At 73.8% G+C, this 17,440-nt stretch carries 17 protein-coding genes; 7 read left to right on the forward strand and 10 right to left on the reverse strand.

What is annotated here, in order from left to right:
- Positions 1-9 precede the first annotated feature (9 nt).
- Entirely contained in the window at positions 10-1,161 is a 1,152-nt protein-coding gene (locus FVA95_RS09575; protein WP_161992247.1) for an FAD-dependent monooxygenase, read from the forward strand.
- A gap of 30 nt (positions 1,162-1,191) precedes the next feature.
- On the opposite strand, the gene FVA95_RS33450 is transcribed toward FVA95_RS09575, so the two are convergent.
- The 6 genes from FVA95_RS33450 to FVA95_RS09600 all read right to left on the reverse strand — a co-directional run bounded on the left by FVA95_RS33450 (position 1,192) and on the right by FVA95_RS09600 (position 8,459).
- Positions 1,192-1,419 (reverse strand): YceI family protein, encoded by a 228-nt coding sequence (locus FVA95_RS33450; RefSeq protein ID WP_255474627.1) that lies wholly within the window; start codon positions 1,417-1,419, stop codon positions 1,192-1,194.
- A complete protein-coding gene (locus FVA95_RS33455; RefSeq protein WP_255474628.1) occupies positions 1,404-2,099 on the reverse strand; it encodes a YceI family protein in 696 nt (231 codons plus the stop codon). The genes FVA95_RS33450 and FVA95_RS33455 overlap by 16 nt, the downstream gene beginning before the upstream one ends.
- Before the next feature lie 135 nt (positions 2,100-2,234).
- Entirely contained in the window at positions 2,235-4,826 is a 2,592-nt protein-coding gene (locus tag FVA95_RS09585; protein WP_149663883.1) for a DNA translocase FtsK, read from the reverse strand.
- Between the two features lie 79 nt (positions 4,827-4,905).
- Positions 4,906-6,594 (reverse strand): ribonuclease J, encoded by a 1,689-nt coding sequence (locus FVA95_RS09590; protein ID WP_149663910.1) that lies wholly within the window; start codon positions 6,592-6,594, stop codon positions 4,906-4,908.
- Positions 6,595-6,762: 168 nt separating this feature from the next.
- A complete protein-coding gene (dapA, locus tag FVA95_RS09595; protein WP_149663884.1) occupies positions 6,763-7,794 on the reverse strand; it encodes a 4-hydroxy-tetrahydrodipicolinate synthase in 1,032 nt (343 codons plus the stop codon).
- A gap of 38 nt (positions 7,795-7,832) precedes the next feature.
- The gene (locus FVA95_RS09600) at positions 7,833-8,459 is read right to left on the reverse strand and encodes a TIGR03085 family metal-binding protein (protein WP_149663885.1); all 627 of its coding nucleotides are present in this window, start codon (positions 8,457-8,459) and stop codon (positions 7,833-7,835) included.
- 164 nt (positions 8,460-8,623) lie between these two features.
- Here FVA95_RS09600 and FVA95_RS09605 point away from each other — a divergent pair, with 164 nt between their 5' ends.
- Both FVA95_RS09605 and FVA95_RS09610 read left to right on the forward strand, forming a co-directional pair.
- Entirely contained in the window at positions 8,624-9,937 is a 1,314-nt protein-coding gene (locus FVA95_RS09605) for an MFS transporter (RefSeq protein ID WP_149663886.1), read from the forward strand.
- A gap of 187 nt (positions 9,938-10,124) precedes the next feature.
- Positions 10,125-10,865: a Crp/Fnr family transcriptional regulator gene (locus FVA95_RS09610; protein WP_149663887.1), complete on the forward strand. Its 741-nt coding sequence runs from the start codon at positions 10,125-10,127 to the stop codon at positions 10,863-10,865.
- 84 nt (positions 10,866-10,949) lie between these two features.
- Here FVA95_RS09610 and thyX read toward each other — a convergent pair whose 3' ends face one another.
- Entirely contained in the window at positions 10,950-11,714 is a 765-nt protein-coding gene (gene thyX / locus FVA95_RS09615) for an FAD-dependent thymidylate synthase (protein WP_020627863.1), read from the reverse strand.
- A 151-nt stretch (positions 11,715-11,865) separates the two neighbouring features.
- Between thyX and FVA95_RS09620 the strand changes: the two genes are divergently transcribed.
- The 3 genes from FVA95_RS09620 (at position 11,866) to FVA95_RS09630 (ending at position 14,101) form a co-directional block, all read left to right on the forward strand.
- Positions 11,866-12,459, forward strand: coding sequence for a toxin-antitoxin system HicB family antitoxin (locus FVA95_RS09620; RefSeq protein WP_149663888.1), 594 nt, complete (start codon positions 11,866-11,868; stop codon positions 12,457-12,459).
- Complete coding sequence (locus FVA95_RS09625; RefSeq protein WP_149663889.1) at positions 12,456-13,592, forward strand: DUF4097 family beta strand repeat-containing protein; 1,137 nt, start codon at positions 12,456-12,458, stop codon at positions 13,590-13,592. The genes FVA95_RS09620 and FVA95_RS09625 overlap by 4 nt, the downstream gene beginning before the upstream one ends.
- A 65-nt stretch (positions 13,593-13,657) precedes the next feature.
- Entirely contained in the window at positions 13,658-14,101 is a 444-nt protein-coding gene (locus tag FVA95_RS09630; RefSeq protein WP_149663890.1) for a nitroreductase family deazaflavin-dependent oxidoreductase, read from the forward strand.
- Between the two features lie 4 nt (positions 14,102-14,105).
- On the opposite strand, the gene FVA95_RS09635 is transcribed toward FVA95_RS09630, so the two are convergent.
- Complete coding sequence (locus tag FVA95_RS09635; protein WP_161992248.1) at positions 14,106-15,353, reverse strand: winged helix-turn-helix domain-containing protein; 1,248 nt, start codon at positions 15,351-15,353, stop codon at positions 14,106-14,108.
- A gap of 110 nt (positions 15,354-15,463) precedes the next feature.
- Between FVA95_RS09635 and FVA95_RS09640 the strand changes: the two genes are divergently transcribed.
- Positions 15,464-15,994, forward strand: a complete 531-nt coding sequence (locus tag FVA95_RS09640; RefSeq protein ID WP_149663892.1) for a GNAT family N-acetyltransferase — start codon at positions 15,464-15,466, stop codon at positions 15,992-15,994.
- A 4-nt stretch (positions 15,995-15,998) separates the two neighbouring features.
- On the opposite strand, the gene dapB is transcribed toward FVA95_RS09640, so the two are convergent.
- Positions 15,999-16,757 carry a 4-hydroxy-tetrahydrodipicolinate reductase gene (gene dapB / locus FVA95_RS09645; RefSeq protein WP_255474629.1) on the reverse strand — a complete coding sequence of 253 codons (759 nt, stop codon included), beginning with the start codon at positions 16,755-16,757 and terminating at the stop codon, positions 15,999-16,001.
- A gap of 5 nt (positions 16,758-16,762) precedes the next feature.
- On the reverse strand, positions 16,763-17,242 hold the full coding sequence (locus FVA95_RS09650) for a DUF456 domain-containing protein (RefSeq protein ID WP_149663893.1): 480 nt from the start codon (positions 17,240-17,242) through the stop codon (positions 16,763-16,765).
- Positions 17,243-17,440 lie beyond the last annotated feature (198 nt).

Genomic DNA, 17,440 nt, shown 5'->3' on the forward strand with positions numbered 1-17,440 from the left:
GGAGGACGCATGACCGACATCCTGATCAGCGGGGCCGGTATCGCAGAGACGACGCTCGCGTGGTGGCTGCGCCGGCACGGGTTCCGCCCGGTCGTCGTCGAGTCGGCGCCGGGGCCGCGGCCCGGCGGGCAGGCCGTCGACGTCCGGGGGCCCGCGCTGACCGTCGTCGACCGGATGGGGCTCGGGGCCGCACTGCGCGCCGCCCGCACCGCGATGGACGGCATGTCCCTGGTCGACGAGGACGGCACCGAGGTCTTCCGCAGCACCGAGGTGACGCTCACCGGGGGGCCGGTCGCGAGCGACGACGTGGAGATCCTCCGCGACGACCTCGCCGCGCTGCTCACCGGTGCGCTCCACGGCGTCGAGCACCGGTGGGGCGACCGGGTCGTCGCGCTCGACCCGGACCCGGCGGGCGGCGCCCGGGTGCGCTTCGCCTCCGGCACCGAGGAGCACTACGACCTCGTGGTGGGCGCCGACGGCCAGCACTCCGGCGTCCGGCGTCTGGCTCTCGGCCCCGACGACGACGGCCGGCTGGTCCCCCTCGGCCAGCACGTCGCCGTGTTTACCCTGCCCAACACCTTCGGGCTGAGCCGCTGGCAGGTGTTCCTCCAGCGGCCGGACGCGATGGCCGGGCTCTACACCGCGCACGACGACACCGAGGTCCGGGTGATGCTCGGCTTCTCCGACCCGGACGCCACCTACCACCACCGCGACCTCGGGGCGCAACGCGCGCTGGTGACGCGGCACTTCGCCGGCGGGGGCTGGTGGCTGCCCGAGCTGCTCGCGGGGATGGACCGCGCCGAGGACCTGTACCTCACCCCGATCACCCAGGTCCGGCTGCCGACCTGGTCGCGCGGTCCGGTCGCGCTCCTCGGCGACGCCGCCTGGTGCCCCACGCTGCTGTCCGGTCAGGGCACCACGCTCGCCGTGGTCGGCGCCTACGTGCTGGCCGGGGAGCTCGCGCGCTCCGGCGGCGATCCCGGAGCGGCGGCCGCCGCCCACGAGCGGCGGATGCGCGGCTGGGTGGAGGCGAACCAGGAGCTGGCGCTGACCAACGCCGCGCGGGTCCGGGACCTCACCGCCCCGGACACCGCCGCTCCCGGGCTCGTCGAGCACTGGGCCGCGACCGCCGCGACGGCCCTCACGCTCCCCGAGTACTGAGCGTGGAGTACTGAGCGCGCCGTCCGGGGGTCAGGACTGCCGGACCGCCTGCACGTCGAGCTCGATCCGGATCGTCGACCCGACGACCGGCAGGCCCTTGGCGATGGTCTGCTGCCAGTTGAGCGTGTAGTGCTCCCGGTGCAGTTGGGTGGTGGCGATCGCGCCGACCCGGTCGCCGTTCCACTCCGCCGAGCCCAGGAAGGTGGTGTCCAGCGAGACGTCGCTGGTCAGACCGTGCAGGGTCAGGTCGCCGTCCACCGGTTCCCGCCGTGCGCGGCGAAGCGCACGCTGGAGAAGCGCAGCTCGGGGAAGCGCTCGACGTCGAGGAAGTCGGCGGAGCGCAGGTGCGTGTCGCGGGCGGCGACGTTGGTGTCGACGCTGGCCGCGTCGATCACGACGTCCACCGAGGACTCCTCGAACGGCTCGGCGATCCGGATCTGCCCCTGGAACCGGTTGAACCGGCCGTACACCTTGGACATCCCGATGTGCCGGGCGACGAAGCGGACCGAGCTGTGGTCGCCGTCGATGACGAAGACACCGGGCCGCGGCGGGCGCAGCGCCGGGTCCTCACCGAGGACGATGTGGCCCATGTCGGCGTGCTCGCCCCAGGACACCTCGACGATGTCGGTGACCTGCTGGTAGCCGCCCGCCTCGACCCGCACCCGGTACCGGCCCGGCATCAGCGACGCGGCGAACCGGCCGAACGGGTCGGTCTCGACGTACACGGCGCGCCGGTCCGCGGGGTCCATCACGGACACCTCGGTGCCGGCCAGCGCACCGCCCTGCTGGTCGCGGACCTGGCCGGACAGCACACCGCCGGTCAGCGGAATCGGGACGAGGGCGTGCCGGTCGGTGGTGCCCCGCGCCGGGCGACGACGGTCCTTCTTCCTCCAGAACACCAGCCAGTACCTCCCCTGCCCGGCGTCGACGGGCAGCACGACGTGCGGTCACCGGACGGCGACCCGTGGCCACTGTGGCACAAACGTGACCGCCCCGTTAAGCCGTGAGCCCGAAAAGTCGATCACCGGCAGTGTCGGGATCATCACCGGTCCTCGACCGTCACCCGGCGGGTGTCACTCGTCGTCGTCCGCGATCTCGCCGCCGTCGGCGGTCCCGCCGCCCCGGATCAGGAGGAGCGCGCCCTCCAGCTCGTCCGGCTTGACCAGCACGTCGCGGGCCTTCGAGCCCTCCGAGGGCCCGACGATGTTGCGGGTCTCGAGCAGGTCCATCAGCCGGCCCGCCTTCGCGAACCCGACCCGCAGCTTGCGCTGCAGCATCGACGTCGACCCGAACTGCGAGGTGACGATCAGCTCAGTGGCCTGCAGCAGCAGGTCGAGGTCGTCGCCGATGTCGGCGTCGATCTCCTTCTTCTCGCCGGCCTTCTGCGCGGTGACGCCCTCGGTGTAGCTGGGCTCGGCCTGCTCCTTGGTGAACGCGACGACCTTGGAGATCTCGTCGTCGTCGACGAAGGCGCCCTGCATGCGGACCGGCTTGCCGGCACCCATCGGCAGGTAGAGCGCGTCGCCCATGCCGATCAGCTTCTCCGCGCCCGGCTGGTCGAGGATGACCCGGCTGTCGGTCAGCGACGACGTCGCGAACGCCAGCCGGGACGGGACGTTCGTCTTGATCAGACCGGTGACGACGTCCACCGACGGCCGCTGGGTCGCCAGGATCAGGTGGATCCCGGCCGCACGCGCCTTCTGGGTGATCCGGACGATCGCGTCCTCGACGTCGCGCGGGGCGGTCATCATGAGGTCGGCGAGCTCGTCGACGATGCACATGATGTACGGGTAGGGCCGGTACACCCGCTCCGACCCGGGCGGGGCGGTGATCTCCCCGGTGCGGACCTTGCGGTTGAAGTCGTCGACGTGCCGGACCCGGTTGGCCTGCATGTCCTGGTAGCGCTGCTCCATCTCCTCCACCAGCCAGGCCAGCGCCGCGGCGGCCTTCTTCGGCTGGGTGATGATGGGCGTGATCAGGTGCGGGATGCCCTCGTAGGGCGTCAGCTCGACCATCTTCGGGTCGATGAGGATCATCCGTACCTCGTCCGGCGTGGCCCGGGTCAGCAGTGACACCAGCATCGAGTTGACGAAGCTGGACTTGCCGGAGCCGGTGGAGCCCGCGACCAGCAGGTGCGGCATCTTCGCCAGGTTCGCGACGAGGTAGTGGCCCTCGATGTCCTTGCCCAGGCCGATGCCCATCGGATGCTGCTCGGCGCGGGCGTTGCCCGAGCGCAGGACGTCGCCGAGGCGGACCATCTCGCGGTCGGTGTTGGGCACCTCGATGCCGACGGCGGACTTGCCGGGGATCGGTGCGAGGAGCCGCACGTTGTCGTTGGCGACGGCGTAGGCGAGGTTGCGCTGCAGCTGGGTGATCTTCTCGACCTTCACCGCCGGGCCGAGCTCGATCTCGTAGCGGGTGACCGTCGGGCCGCGGGTGAAGCCGGTGACCTGGGCGTCGACGTTGAACTGGTCGAGGACCCCGGTGATCGCCTCGATCATCGCGTCGTTGGCGGAGCTGCGGGACTTCGGCGGCGGGCCGGACTCCAGGGTGTCCGCCGGCGGAAGGATGTACTCGGTGTCGGACTGCGGCTGGCGGATCGCCATCGAGAGCTGTTCGCCCTCGATCGGCTCGTCGGCCACCTGCGGCGTCTCGACGACGGGCTTGCGCGGCTTCTTCGCCGGCGGCGCGGCGGCCGCGGGGACGGCAGCGGGGACCTCCTCCTCCGGGGCACCGGGCAGCGACGGGTCCACCGGGGCCGGGGCGTGCTCGCCCTCCTCCACCCGGAACGCGTCGGCCTCCGCGGCGCCCTGCCTGCGCCGCGCCGGGCGACGCCGCTTCGGGGTCTGGTCGGCGTCCTCGGCACGGCCCTCCCGCTCGGCGACGGCGTCGGCCACCGTGCGCGGGCGGTCCGCGCCGGACTCGCCCTCGCCGTCCTGCTCGGGCGGCAGCTGCCCGGTGAGCCTGCGGACACGGTCCGGCAGCTCCCGCACCGGGATCCCGGTGACCAGCAGCACCGAGTAGAGGGTCAGCAGGACGAGAACGGGGACGGCCGTCCACAGGCTCAGCCCGGCCTTCAGCGGGGTCCCCGCGACGTAGCCGAGCGCGCCGCCCGCGCCACGCCAGGCGTCGGGCTCGGCGGGCGCTCCGGCCGCCAGGTGCACCAGCCCGAGCACGCCGAGGGCGAGCAGCAGGCTGCCGGTCACGATCCGCGGTCGGGCCTCCGGGTGCCCCTCGGTGGTGACCAGCACGATGCCGATGCCCAGCAGGATCGCCGGCAGCGCGACACCGGCCTGTCCCATCACCGCCTGCACGAGGAAGGTGAACCAGTAGCCGACCGAGCCGCCGGCCTGCCACCACAGCCCGGCGGCGGCGATGACGGCGAGCACGAGCATGCCGAACCCGATGCCGTCGCGGCGGTGCGCGGGGTCGATCTCGCGGGTCCGCCCGACCGCGCGCCCGGAGGCGCGGACGGTCTTGGCCACCCCCCGGCCGACCGCGTCGATCCCGCGGTCGACCAGGTCGGGGCCCTGGCGCCGGGCCGGCGGCCTCCGGCCTGCCGACGGACGCCTGCGGGCGGTGGACGCGCGCGAGCCCGACCGCCCCGAGCCGCGGCCCGTGGCCGCAGTCGTGGTGGTCCTGCCCGTGCCCGTGCGTCCTGCCATGTCACACACGGTAGCCCGGTTCGGTGATCGAACCGGGGACCGACGCGGCTGTGGAGGGGTCGACGACCCCTCCACACGCTCACACCGCGATGACCGTGGGGACGATCATGGGGCGGCGACGGTAGGTGTCCGACACCCAGCGGCCGACGACGCGCCGCACGCCCTGGGCGATCCGGTGCGGGTCGGTGACGCCCTCGTTCTCCAGCCGGGACAGCTCGTCCTCGACCAGCGCCTGGGCGGCGTCGAGCGCCTTCGGGTCATCGGAGAACCCGCGCCCGGACAGCGTCGGGCGCGACAGCGCGCGGCCGGTCTTGTGGTCGATCGCCACGTTGATCGCGATGAAACCGCCCTCGCCGAGCGCGATGCGGTCACCGAGCGTGGTCTCGCCCACATCGCCGACCGACAGCCCGTCGACGTAGACCTGCCCGACCTCGACCCGGCCGGTGATCGCCGCGCGGCCGTCGACGAGGTCGACGACCACGCCGTTCTCCGCGATGACCACCGACTCCTCCGGCACCCCCGTGCGACGCGCGAGCGCGGCATTGGCCCGCAGGTGGCGCCACTCCCCGTGCACCGGCATGACGTTCGACGGGCGCACCGCGTTGTAGAGGAACAGCAGCTCGCCGGCCGGGGCGTGCCCGGAGACGTGCACCTTGGCGTTGCCCTGGTGCACGACGGTGGCGCCGAGCCGGGTCAGCCCGTTGATCACGCCGAAGACGGCGGTCTCGTTGCCGGGGATCAGCGAGCTGGCCAGGATGATCGTGTCGTCCGGGCGGATCGTGATGCTGCGGTGGTCCCCGCGCGCCATCCGGGACAGCGCGGCGAGCGGCTCACCCTGCGACCCGGTGGAGACCAGCACCAGCTTCTCGTCGGGCAGGCGCATCGCCTCGTCGAGGTCGACGAGCAGCCCCGGCGGGATGTTCAGCAGCGAGTGGTCGTCGGCCAGGCCCATGTTGCGGACCATGGATCGCCCGGTCAGGCACACCTTGCGGCCGTGGGCCTGCGCGGCGTCGAGCACCTGCTGGACACGATGCACGTGGCTGGCGAAGCAGGCCAGGATGATGCGCGACGGCGCCCGGCGGACCAGGTCGGAGATGACCGGCCCGATGTCGGCCTCGGGGGTGACGAAGCCCGGCACCTCGGCGTTGGTGGAGTCGACCAGGAACAGGTCGACGCCCTCCTCGCCCAGCCGGGAGAACCCGCCCAGGTCGGTGAGCCGCCCGTCGAGCGGGAGCTGGTCGAGCTTGATGTCACCGGTGTGCAGCAGCAGCCCGGCGGGCGTGCGGACGGCGACGGCGACGGCGTCGGGGATCGAGTGGTTGACCGCGAAGTACTCGCAGTCCCACCCGCCGTGGGAGACGCGGTCGCCCTCGCGGATCTCCTGCAGGTGCGGGGTCAGGCGGTGCTCCTTGCACTTCGCCGCGACCAGGGCGAGCGTGAACCGGGACCCGACGACGGGGATGTCCGGGCGCATCCGCAGCAGCCACGGCACGGCACCGATGTGGTCCTCGTGGCCGTGGGTGAGCACGAGCGCGTCGATGTCGTCGAGGCGGTCCTCGATGGTGCGGAAGTCGGGCAGGATCAGGTCGATGCCCGGCTCGGAGTCGGAGGGGAACAGCACGCCGCAGTCGACGATGAGCAGCCGGCCCTCGTACTCGAAGACGGTCATGTTGCGACCGACCTCACCGATGCCGCCGAGCGCGTAGACGCGCAGGCCGCCCTGCGCGAGGGCGGGTGGCGGGCCGTCCGGGAGCTCCGGACGCTCGATGTGCTCCGGCGGCGCGGAGAGCGACCGGCCGGGCCGGTTGCGTCGGTCGTTGCGCTGGGGACTCACAGGGGTTCGTGCCTCACATGGGTTCGTGTTCTCGGGTTCGTGTCGGGGGGCCGGGTCGCGTCGTCCCGGGGCGGGCCGGGTGCGCGACGGCGACCGGTGGACCTACGTCCGGTGGTACGCGACCTCGGCGCCGAGGTCCGCCGCGGTGCGGCCGCCCAGGGCGCCGTGGCCCGGCTGGTACAGCGGGAGGTTCGGGCGGGCCTGCGGGTCGAGCGCCACCCCCGCGACGGCGAGGTCCCCGGCGATCGCGGCGATCTGGTCCTCGGTGGCGGGCGGCAGCGGCAGCCGGGTGTCGCCGACGTCGATGCCCCGCAGGCGCAGCGCGGTCTTGGCGAACACCGCGCCACCGACCCGGCCCATCCCGCGGATCACCGGGAGCATCGCGTAGTGCAGCGCGCGGGCCCGCTGGTGCTCACCGGCGTGGTAGGCGTCGATCATGGCGCGCAGCCGGTCGGCGACGACGTGGCCGATCACGCTGACGAAGCCGACCGCCCCGACCGAGAGCCACGGCAGGTTCACCGGGTCGTCGCCGGAGTAGTAGGCGAGCGTGGTGGTGGCCAGCACCTCGGTGCCGACACGCAGGTCGTTGCGGGCGTCCTTCACCGCGACGATGCGGGGGTTCTGCGCCAGGCGCTGGAAGGTGTCGACGTCGATGCCGATGACGCTGCGCGGCGGGATGTCGTAGAGCATCACCGGCAGGTCGCCCGCGTCGGCGACCGCGGTGAAGTGCGCGAGCAGGCCCTCCTGCGGCGGCCGGGAGTAGTACGGCGTGACCACGAGCAGCCCGTGCGCACCGGCGCGCTCCGCGCTGCGGGCCAGCTCGATCGAGTGCGCGGTGTCGTACGTGCCGGCCCCGGCGACGATCGTCGCCCGGTCCCCCACCGCGGACACGACCGCGCGGATCAGCTCGGACTTCTCGGTGTCCGACGTGGTCGGGCCCTCGCCGGTGGTGCCGTTGACGACGAGCCCGTCGTTGCCGAGGTCCACCAGGTGGGTCGCCAGCTCCTCGGCCTTGGCCAGGTCCAGCTCGCCGTCGGCGTCGAACGGCGTGACCATCGCCGTCAGCACCTCACCGAACGGTCGGCGCGGCGGGTGCTGCTGCCCGCCGGGGGCGGGATCGGGACCGGTGCTCATGACTGGTGACGGTACCGCCCGGTACCGACGGATCCCGGTCAGATCCCGGTCGGGGCGCCGCGGTAGGCCTCCACGTCGGCGGGCAGACCGGTCACCTCGACCCGCGCCGCGTCCCGGCCGAAGGCGTGCAGCACCAGCTCGGCGGGCTCGCCGGTCACCGTGACCACGCCGAACCCGGTCGCGACGACCTGGGTCGCGCCCTCCGGGCGGGCCAGGACCACGCCGACCGGGCTGCGCCGGAACAGCAGCCTGGCCTGGGTGTGCAGCAGGTTCCACAGCTGCCCGTCGCGCCCCGGGTCGGACGGGCGGGGCTCCCAGCCGGGCTCCCCGCGGCGCAGGTCCTCGTGGTGGACGAAGAACTCGGCGCCGTTGGCGATCTCGTCCACCTTGCCGACCTTGAACGGCGACCACGCGGGCGGGCCCTTGCGCAGGTCGTCGATCATGTTCGGCCAGGCCGCGGACGCGTAGCCGTCCATCGCCTTGTCGGTCATCCCCGACAGGGCGGGCAGCACGATCCCCGCGGCGTTCCACGGCTGCCGCTCGCGGACCAGCAGGTGGGTGAGCAGGTCGCGGGCGTTCCAGCCCTCGCACAGCGTCGGCCGGTCGGGTCCGGAGCGTTCGAACTCGGCGCAGAGGGCGGCACGTTCGGCGGTGGCGAGGCTCACCGTCCCCAACGTAGTACCGGACGTGCGCGACCGCACCGCGACGAACGGTCGACAGAAGTCTGACGGAACGCACGTCTCGTGTAGCCGGTGATACAGATCTCACCCGTCGGTGTCCCGATACTCCGATCCGTCCCACTCATCGCTTCTCGACGGGGAGAACACACGTGACGAACGCTGCCACCACGCAGCCACCGCGGTCGATGCGCCGGATCGCGCTCGCGAGCATGACCGGCACGGTCATCGAGTTCTACGACTTCTTCATCTACGGGACCGCCGCGGCCCTGGTGTTCAACAAGGTCTTCTTCCCCGAGCTCGGGGCGGCGGCCGGTACCGCACTCGCGCTGGCCACGTTCGGCGTCGCCTTCGTCGCGCGGCCGTTCGGGTCGGTGCTGTTCGGCCACTTCGGCGACCGCCTCGGCCGCAAGGGCACGCTGGTCACCACACTGCTGCTGATGGGCTTCTCGACGCTCGCCATCGGCCTGCTGCCCACCACCGGCACGATCGGCGTCCTGGCACCGATCCTGCTCGTGGTGCTGCGCATCCTGCAGGGCCTCGCCGTCGGCGGCGAGTGGGCCGGGGCGACCCTGCTCACCGCGGAGAACGCGCCGACCAAGGCCCGCGGGAAGTACGCGCTGTTCCCGCAGCTCGGGCCGTCGGTGGCGTTCGCGCTGGCGTCGGCAACCTTCCTGGTCACCGCACTGACCATGAGCAACGAGGCGTTCCTGGCCTGGAGCTGGCGCATCCCGTTCATCGGATCGGTGCTGCTCGTCGCGGTCGGGCTCTACGTGCGGCTCGCGCTGGAGGAGACGGCGGGCTTCCGCAACAGCGGCCCGGTGTCGACGAAGCTCCCGATCACCGAGGTGTTCACCACCCGGCCGGCCGCGGTGCTCCTCGGGGCGGGCTCGACCACCGCGGTGTTCGCCTTCTTCTACATCGGCGTCACCTACCTGACCAGCTACGGCACCCAGCAGCTGCAGCTGCCGCGCCCGTCGGTGCTGGCCATGGGCATCGTCGGCGGCGTCGTCTTCGCCCTGACGACGATCGCCTCGGCGATCCTGTCCGACCGGGTCGGGCGACGGAAGATGGTCGTCGGCGGCAACATCGCCTCGGTCGCCGCCGGGCTGGTCGCGTTCCCGATCATCGACATCGGGACGGTGTGGTCGTTCGGGCTGGGCCTGTCGCTGGTGCTCGGCGTCGTCGGCATCGCCTACGGGCCGATCGGCGCCCAGCTGCCGGAGTTGTTCCCGACCCGCTTCCGCTACACCGGCGCCGGGATCGCCTACAACCTCGCCGGCGTGTTCGGCGGCGGCGTGGTCCCGCTGTTCGCCGCGGCACTCGCCGCGTCGACGCTGGGCAGCCTCGGCATCGGCCTGCTGCTCTCGGCGGTCTCGCTGCTCAGCCTGCTCTGCACACTCGCCCTTCCGCAGACCGACGCGGACTCCCTCGCCGAGCAGGACGCACAGCTCGCGGCCGCGTGACCGGCCACCGGGGCGGCCCGTCCGGGCGGGCCGCCCCGCACCCACCCGGTGCCGGCGGCCGCCGGTCGGCACCCCCGGGCCCGACGGCCCGGACGCACCCCCGGCGTCCGGGCCGTCCGCCTACCCGCGGGCGCCCCGGCCCGCTACCGTCCGGACGAACCATCGGCGACGGCCGGGAGGCGGGACCATGAGCAGCGCGGCGCGGAGGCCGGACGGCACCGTGCGGGCGCTGCCCGCACCCGATCCCGACGACCACCCGGTCTCACCGTTCCTGACCGCACCGTGGACCTCGGTGACCGCTCGGATCGCGCAGCTGGGCAGCCCCCGCCACTACGCCCGTGGCGAGCACGTCTACACCCAGGGCCAGCTGTCGTCGCGGTTCCACCTCGTCGTCTCCGGGCGGGTACGGATCTACCTGCACCGTCCCGACGGCTCGGAACGCTCGCTGGCCTACGCCGAACCCGGCGCCAGCCTCGGCGAGGCGGCCTGCGTCGACGGTCGGCCCCGCCACCTCGCCTCGGTCTGCACCCTGCCGTCGGAGATCGTCTCGGTGACCCGCGACGCGCTGCTGACCGCCGCCCGCGAGGAACCGGAGCTCCTGCTCGAGATCACCCGTCGGATCGCCTACAAGCAACGGGTCATGCAGCTGCACGTGCTCATCGAGGGGCTGCCCGCCCGCGAGCGGATCATCCTGCTGCTCGGCCACCTCGTGGAGGCCTACGGCGAGATCGCGCTCGACGAGGTGGCCCGGCTGTCGATCCGCCCCGCCGTCGACGAGCTGGGGCTGCTCGTGGGACTCACCCGGGTCACGACCAGCCGGGAGCTGTCCCGGTTGGTCGCCGAGGGACTCCTGGAGAAGGAGGGACGCGGGTTCGTCGTGCGGGACCTGCCGGACCTGCGACGACGGGTGCACGCCGTCCTCGCCTGAGCTCTCGCTCGGCAAGCCTCGCTCAGCACCGACACTCGCTCGGCAAGCCTCGCTCAGCACCGACACTCGCTCGGCAAGCCTCGCTCAGCCTTCCGCGACCAGCGGGCTGGAGGCGATCTCGGTCCCGTCGGCGAGGGTCTGGATCTGGAAGTCCGCGAACACGTTCGGCACCTCGGCCTGCAGCTGGCGCAGGCACTCGACGGCGAGCTTGCGGATCTCGACGTCGGCGGCCTCGGAGGCGCGCATCGCGATGAAGTGCCGCCACGCCCGGTAGTTCCCGGTCACGACGATCTTGGTCTCGGTCGCGTTCGGCAGCACCGACCGCGCGGCCTGACGGGCCTGCTTGCGCCGCAGCGTCCCGTTCGGCACGTCGGCGAAGCGCGCCTCGAGCCCCTCGAGGAGCTTCTCGTAGGAGGCGAGCGCGTCGGCCGAGGCCTGCAGGAACAGCTCGTGCAGCTCCGGGTCCTGGGCGATGACGTCGGGCTCGACCATCGCGGCGTCCCGCTCGGGGACGTAGCGCTGGGAGAGCTGGGAGTAGGAGAAGTGCCGGTGCCGGATCAGCTCGTGGGTCAGCGAGCGTGAGATGCCGGTCAGGTAGAAGCTGACCGAGCCGTGCTCGAGGACCGAGAGGTGCCCGACCTCGAGGATGTGGGCGATGTAGCCGGCGTTGGTCGCGGTGCGCGGGTTCGGCTTGCCCCAGGACTGGTAGCAGGCGCGGCCGGCGAACTCGGCCAGTGCCTGGCCGCCGTCGGCGTCGGTGGACCACGGGACGTCCGCGGGCGGGGTGAACTCGGTCTTCGCGACGAGCTGCACGGTCAGCGGGACGGTCTTCGGCGCGGTCTCCGGCATGCCGCGAGGGTAACGACCGGCGTGCCCGGCACCCGCCGGGCCCCGCGCCCGCACCCACGGTGGCGGCCACGACACCCCCGGTACGCTGCGACGTCGCGCCAGACGCCACGAACCGGTGGCGTGATGTCATCTGTGACGCCATAGTGGTGTCATGGACCTCACGCCGTATGTCGCGCAGCTGCGCGACGACCTCGCCGCCGCGGCGGCCGCGGGCGACGAGCAGACCCGTCGCACCGCGGCACTGCTCGGCTCCGCGATCGAGCCCGCAGCCCGGCTCGCGATCATGAACGCACTGTCGGACCTGGCCTCGGAGGCGACCGCCGCGCTCGGCGACCGTTCGGTCGAGGTCCGCCTGCACGGCCGGGAGGTGCGCGTGTCGGTGTCCGGGGGCGACCCGGAGCCCGAGCACGCACCCACCCCGGACCCCGCTCCGGCGGGCGAGGGGACGTCCCCGTTCGGTGGCTTCCCGTTCGGCGGCACCGCGGCCTCCGGCGGTCAGACCTCCTCCGGAGGCCCGGCGGCCGGCGGCTCGCCGTTCTCCGGCGACGCCGGTGACATCAGCCGGGTCACCCTGCGCATCGTCGAGCAGATCAAGGCCCAGGCCGAGCGGGCCGCCCAGTCGCAGGGCGTCTCGCTCAACACCTGGGTGTCCCAGGCCGTGCAGGGGGCGCTGGCCGGCGCGGAGGGGCGCACCGGCCGACCGCACCGCGACGGGCGCAGCCTGAAGGGATGGGTGCAGGGATGAGCGACGAGCAGACCGGCCCCGTCGGGCCGGACGACGCCAGCGCTGACGCCACGCACGGCGGCGGCGCCCACACCGAAGGCACCGGCGCCACCGGTGCACGCAGCGGCGACGCCGGCCACCCGCCGACCGCCGGTGCGGACCCCGGCGGTGCAAGCACCGGGGACGCCGGCACCGGCACACCCTCCCGCAGCGAGCGGTTCGACTGCGCCGGTGCCGCCGAGATCGAGGTGACGACCGGCGCAGGCCGGGTCCGGATCGACCTGGTCGAGGGCGCCGACGAGGTGCGCGCGGAGATCACCGCCGACCGCAGCGCCGCGCCCTGGTCCGGCGGCCTGGGTGGGCTGCTGGACTGGATCGGCAGCTCGATGACCGGCCGCGCCGGTGTCCCCCAGGCCGGGGCGGGCTGGTCCGGGCGGGGGTTCGACCCGATCGTCGGCGCCCCCTGGGAGGCCACCGGCGACCCCTCGGCCGACGCCGTCGACGCCGTCACCGTCGAGTGGTCGGCGGCGGCGCGACGCCTGGTGGTGCGCGGTCCGGACGACGCCGCCCTCGGCGCGGTGCCGCTGGTGGTGACCATCTCCGCGCCCGCCGGGTCGCGGCCCGCGGTACGGACCGGCGCGGCCTCGGTCGAGCTGACCGGCCGCGCGTCCTGGGCCGCGGTGCGGACCGGGTCCGGTGCGGCCCGGCTTGCCGAGGTGCACGGCGACACCGACGTCACCACCGGTGCGGGGTCGATCGCCCTGGGCAGGTGCTCGGGCCGGGCCCACCTGCGTGCCGGCTCCGGCGGGGTCGAGGCCGGGTCGCTCGGCGGCGCGTCGCGCATCCGGACCGGCAGCGGCGACATCCGTGTCGGCGAGCTCACGGCGGACCTGGAGGTGCGCTCGGGGTCGGGGGACGTGGTCGTCGCCGATGCGGTGTCCGGTGACGTCCGGCTGGGCACCGGGTCGGGGTCGGTCCGGGTCGGGGTGCACTCCGGTGTCGCCGCCGAGCTGGACCTGTCGACGGGGTCGGGCCGTGCCCGCTCCGAGCTCGACGTCCGCCACGACACCCCGCCGACGGCACCGGCGGTGCGGCTGTCCGGGCGCACCGGCAGCGGTGACGTCCTGGTGACCCGGGCCTCCGTGGCGGTCTGACCCACACTCGGTATCTCGCTCGCCGAGATGATCGGCGAGCGAGATACCGGCGTAGGATCCGCGCCGTGGACCGCACCGAGATCGCCGCGACGAACGCCTCCATGACCGCCCGGGTACTGCAGATGCCTCCGTCCCCCGTCCCGGACGGCGGCTACGCACTACGTGTGCTGCGCACCCGCGGGCGGCGCAGCGGGGAGCCCCGCGACACCCCGATCGGCGTCGTCGGGCACGGCGGTGCCACCTACCTGGTCTCCCCCACCGGTGGGCGGGACTGGGTGCGCAACCTGCGGGCGACGCCGGAGTGCGCGATCCGCTCCGCCGTGGGCGACGAGCCGCACCGGGCGGTGGAGCCCGACCGCGCCGAGGCCGCGGCGGTCGTCGTCGGCTACCTGCGGGCGCTCGACGTGCCGTGGGCCCTGGCGGCGTTCCCGGTACCGGCCGACGCCACCGAGGAGCAGGTCGCCGAGCACCTGGATGCGATCGCGGTGTTCCGTCTCGACCCCGCCTGAGCCGTCAGCGGGCGGCGACCTCGGCACGCAGCTCCGCGGCCAGGTCGCCCCGCTCCCCCACGGCGACGCCGTCGAGCCCGAGCCAGCCCGCCATCGTCGCGAGCTCACCCGCCAGCTCGGCGGCGATCCGCGGGCGCGGGGCGGTCGCCCCGGGCTCGGCGAACGCCCCGGGCACCCGCAGCACGCCGGCCGCCCGGTCGGCCTTGAGGTCGACCCGGCCGACGAGCTCGCCGTCGAGCAGGAACGGGAAGACGTAGTAGCCGTACTCCCGCTTCGGCTCCGGCACGTAGATCTCGATGCGGTAGCGGAACCCGAAGATCCGCTCGGTCCGGCCGCGCTCCCAGACCAGCGGGTCGAACGGACACAGCAGGGCCCGCCCGGTCACCGTGCGCGGCACCCGGGCGGCCGGGTCGCGGTAGGCAGGCCGGTCCCAGCCGCGCACGCTCACCGGCTCCAGGGCGTCCGAGTCGACCAGCTCGGCGATCGCGGTGCGGGTGCGTTCCGGACCGAGCCGGTAGTAGTCGCGCAGGTCGGTCTCGGTACCGACCCCCAGCGCGGAGGCGGACCGCGCGACGAGCTCGCGCGCCGCGTCGGCCGGGTCGGGGGCGGGCAGCGCGAGGATCTCCGGCGGCAGCACCCGCGAGGGCAGGTCGTAGCGGCGCTCGAAGTGCACCCGCGTGCCGACCGCCAGCTCCCCGACGGCGAACAGGTACTCGCAGACCCGCTTGACCTCCGACCGCTCCCACCAGGTTGCCCCCGGCGGGCGCGGGCGCACCTCACCGGCCCGCCCGTGCGGGGCGAGCGCCTTCTCGATCGCACCGGCGCCCAGCGGCCCGGACTCCGCCACCACGTCGAGGATGTCCCCCGCCAGGGACGGGTGTTTCTCCAGCAGCGGGCCGTAGTGCTTCCACCAGCGCCGCGGCAGCGCCTCGTGGGAGAGCAGCGGCATGTCCTGGACCGGGACCAGACTCGCCTCGTGCGCCCAGGTCTCCGCCAGCAGGCGCGGTCGCCGCGCGCTCGGTGACCAGGCCGCGTCGTCGAGGAGGGCGGTGGGGTAGGCACCGAGCCTGCTGAACAGCGGCATGTAGTGCGCGCGCACCGCGATGTTGACCGAGTCGAGCTGGAGCAGCTTCACCCGGTCCAGCACCCGGCCGAGGTGGCGGCGGGTGACCGGCCCGGACGGCCGTGGATCGGTGAAGCCCTGGGCCGCGAGGAAGGTCCGACGGGCGACGTCGGCGGAGATCGTGCGCACGGCCGGGATGCTGCCACGGGGCACCGACAGGAACCGACCGCAGCCACGCCGAAGGCAGCCACACCGACGGCGGTGACGCGGGCGGAGGCGGCGCACGGTAGGCATGACCCATGGCCACCGCGACCGTCCGCCCCGCCACCGACGACGACGTGGGCACGATCATGGCGATCCAGGACCGCACCTGGCGCACCGCCTACGCCGGGCTGCTGCCCGAGGAGGCGTTCGCGGGACTCACCTCGGACGCCGCGCGCTCGCACTGGAGCGACGCCGTGCACGCCGGCGACGGCTACCACCTGTTCGTCGCCGTCGAGGGGGACGAGACCGTCGGGTTCGCCGCCGCCGCCCGCTACGCCGGGGCCGACGGCCTGGCGATCGCCGAGGTCAGCACGCTGCTGGTGGAGCCGCGCTGGGGCAGGCGGGGGCACGGCGGGCGGCTGCTCGCCGCCGTGGCGACCGCGCTGCGGGAGTCCGGCTCGGACACCGGGCGCACCTGGGTGCCCGAGGCCGACACCGCCTCACGGAACTTCTACAGCCGCGCCGGCTGGGCGCCCGACGGCGCGGTGCGCACGCTGGACACCGGCTCCTCGACGCTGCGCGAGATCCGCCATGCCGGGACCCTGGACCTGCGCCTGGTCGACTGAGGACTCATCCGAGCCCGAGCAGCGGCTCCAGCCCGATCGTCAGCCCCGGGCGCTCGCGCACGGCACGCACCGCGAGCAGCACGCCCGGCATGAAGCTGGTCCGGTTCATCGAGTCGTGGCGCAGGGTGAACACCTCGCCGTCGGTGCCGAGGACGACCTCCTGGTGCGCGATCAGCCCGGGCATCCGGACCGCGTGCACGTGGATGCCCTCGACGACCGCGCCACGGGCGCCGTGCGGGTCGTCGGTGGTGGCGTCGGGAACGTCGCCGAGACCGGCCTCGCGCCGTGCCGCGCCGATCACCGACGCGGTCCGCGCGGCGGTGCCGGACGGGGCGTCGACCTTGCCGGCGTGGTGCAGCTCGATGACCTCGGCGGAGTCGAAGAAGCGGGCGGCCTGCGCCGCGAAGTGCATCATCAGCACCGCGCCGACCCCGAAGTTCGGGGCGACGAGCACGCTGCCCAAGCCGTGCTCGTCGAGGATCGCGCGGACCTCGTCGAACTTGGCGGCGTCGAAGCCGCTGGTCCCGACGACCGGGGCGACCCCGCGCGCCAGGCACTCGCGGATGTTGGCGATCGCGGCGCCGGGGTGGGTGAAGTCGACGGCGACGTCGGCGCCGTCGAGGGCGGACAGGTCGTCGCCCGCGTCCAGCGCGGCGACCAGCTCGGTGTCCTCGGCGGCCTCGACCGCCCGGCACACCTCGCTGCCCATCCGGCCCTTCGCGCCGAGGACCGCCACCTTGATCGTCACCGTGTCCGTACTCACGGGCGTCACCCTACGACGAGGCCGCCGATCCACACCGCGACCGTGACCAGGCCCGCGGCGAGCTCGATCAGGATGCTCCAGCCGACGGCGGTGAGCGCCTCGCGGGCCGAGCGCCAGGCGGTGGCGGCGTCGGGCAGGCGGACCAGCTCGGCCAGCCAGACCCCGAGCACGAACCCGAGGAACAGCCCGACCACGGGCACGACGAAGAACCCGACGACGCCCAGCACGAGCCCGGCGAAAAGAGTGCGGGTCGGGACCCCGGCGGCCTTGAGCCGCCGTCCGGGCAGCAAGTACTTCGCGACCTGGCCGGCGACGGTGACGAGCACCGCGATGCCGAGCACCCACCAGCCGACCGCGTCGCCGCGCGGGACCGCCCAGACCGCCACCCCGCCGACGATCAGCAGCGGCCCGGGCAGCACGGGCAGCACGATCCCGGCGAGGCCGACGAGCATCATCAGGCCGGCGACGACGGCGAGGGCGGTCATGGCGCCCAGCCTGCCAGCAGATCCGGCGGTTCCCTCGGACGAACCCGCGGCGACGGGAGGGTGTCATCATCACGAGTGGGTAAACGCTGTGAGCCGGGACTACCAGCTTCTGGTACTGGCGTGCCAGCCTCGATGTCACCCGAAACAGTGACACCCGCTCACCTGCCCGGGCTCGAGAACTGGGGCGCAAGACCGTTC

Source organism: Pseudonocardia sp. EV170527-09, assembly GCF_008369905.1.
Taxonomy (GTDB): Bacteria; Actinomycetota; Actinomycetes; order Mycobacteriales; family Pseudonocardiaceae; genus Pseudonocardia.

What these genes read in the sequence shown, in the direction of transcription:
- FVA95_RS09650 (WP_149663893.1), bottom strand. Translation starts at nt 17,242, where the DNA reads ATGACCGCCCTCGCCGTCGTCGCCGGCCTGATGATGCTCGTCGGCCTC.
- FVA95_RS09640 (WP_149663892.1), top strand. Translation starts at nt 15,464, where the DNA reads ATGGCCACCGCGACCGTCCGCCCCGCCACCGACGACGACGTGGGCACG.
- FVA95_RS09610 (WP_149663887.1), top strand. Translation starts at nt 10,125, where the DNA reads ATGAGCAGCGCGGCGCGGAGGCCGGACGGCACCGTGCGGGCGCTGCCC.
- dapA (WP_149663884.1), bottom strand. Translation starts at nt 7,794, where the DNA reads ATGAGCACCGGTCCCGATCCCGCCCCCGGCGGGCAGCAGCACCCGCCG.
- FVA95_RS09575 (WP_161992247.1), top strand. Translation starts at nt 10, where the DNA reads ATGACCGACATCCTGATCAGCGGGGCCGGTATCGCAGAGACGACGCTC.
- FVA95_RS09625 (WP_149663889.1), top strand. Translation starts at nt 12,456, where the DNA reads ATGAGCGACGAGCAGACCGGCCCCGTCGGGCCGGACGACGCCAGCGCT.
- FVA95_RS09585 (WP_149663883.1), bottom strand. Translation starts at nt 4,826, where the DNA reads ATGGCAGGACGCACGGGCACGGGCAGGACCACCACGACTGCGGCCACG.
- thyX (WP_020627863.1), bottom strand. Translation starts at nt 11,714, where the DNA reads ATGCCGGAGACCGCGCCGAAGACCGTCCCGCTGACCGTGCAGCTCGTC.
- FVA95_RS09620 (WP_149663888.1), top strand. Translation starts at nt 11,866, where the DNA reads ATGGACCTCACGCCGTATGTCGCGCAGCTGCGCGACGACCTCGCCGCC.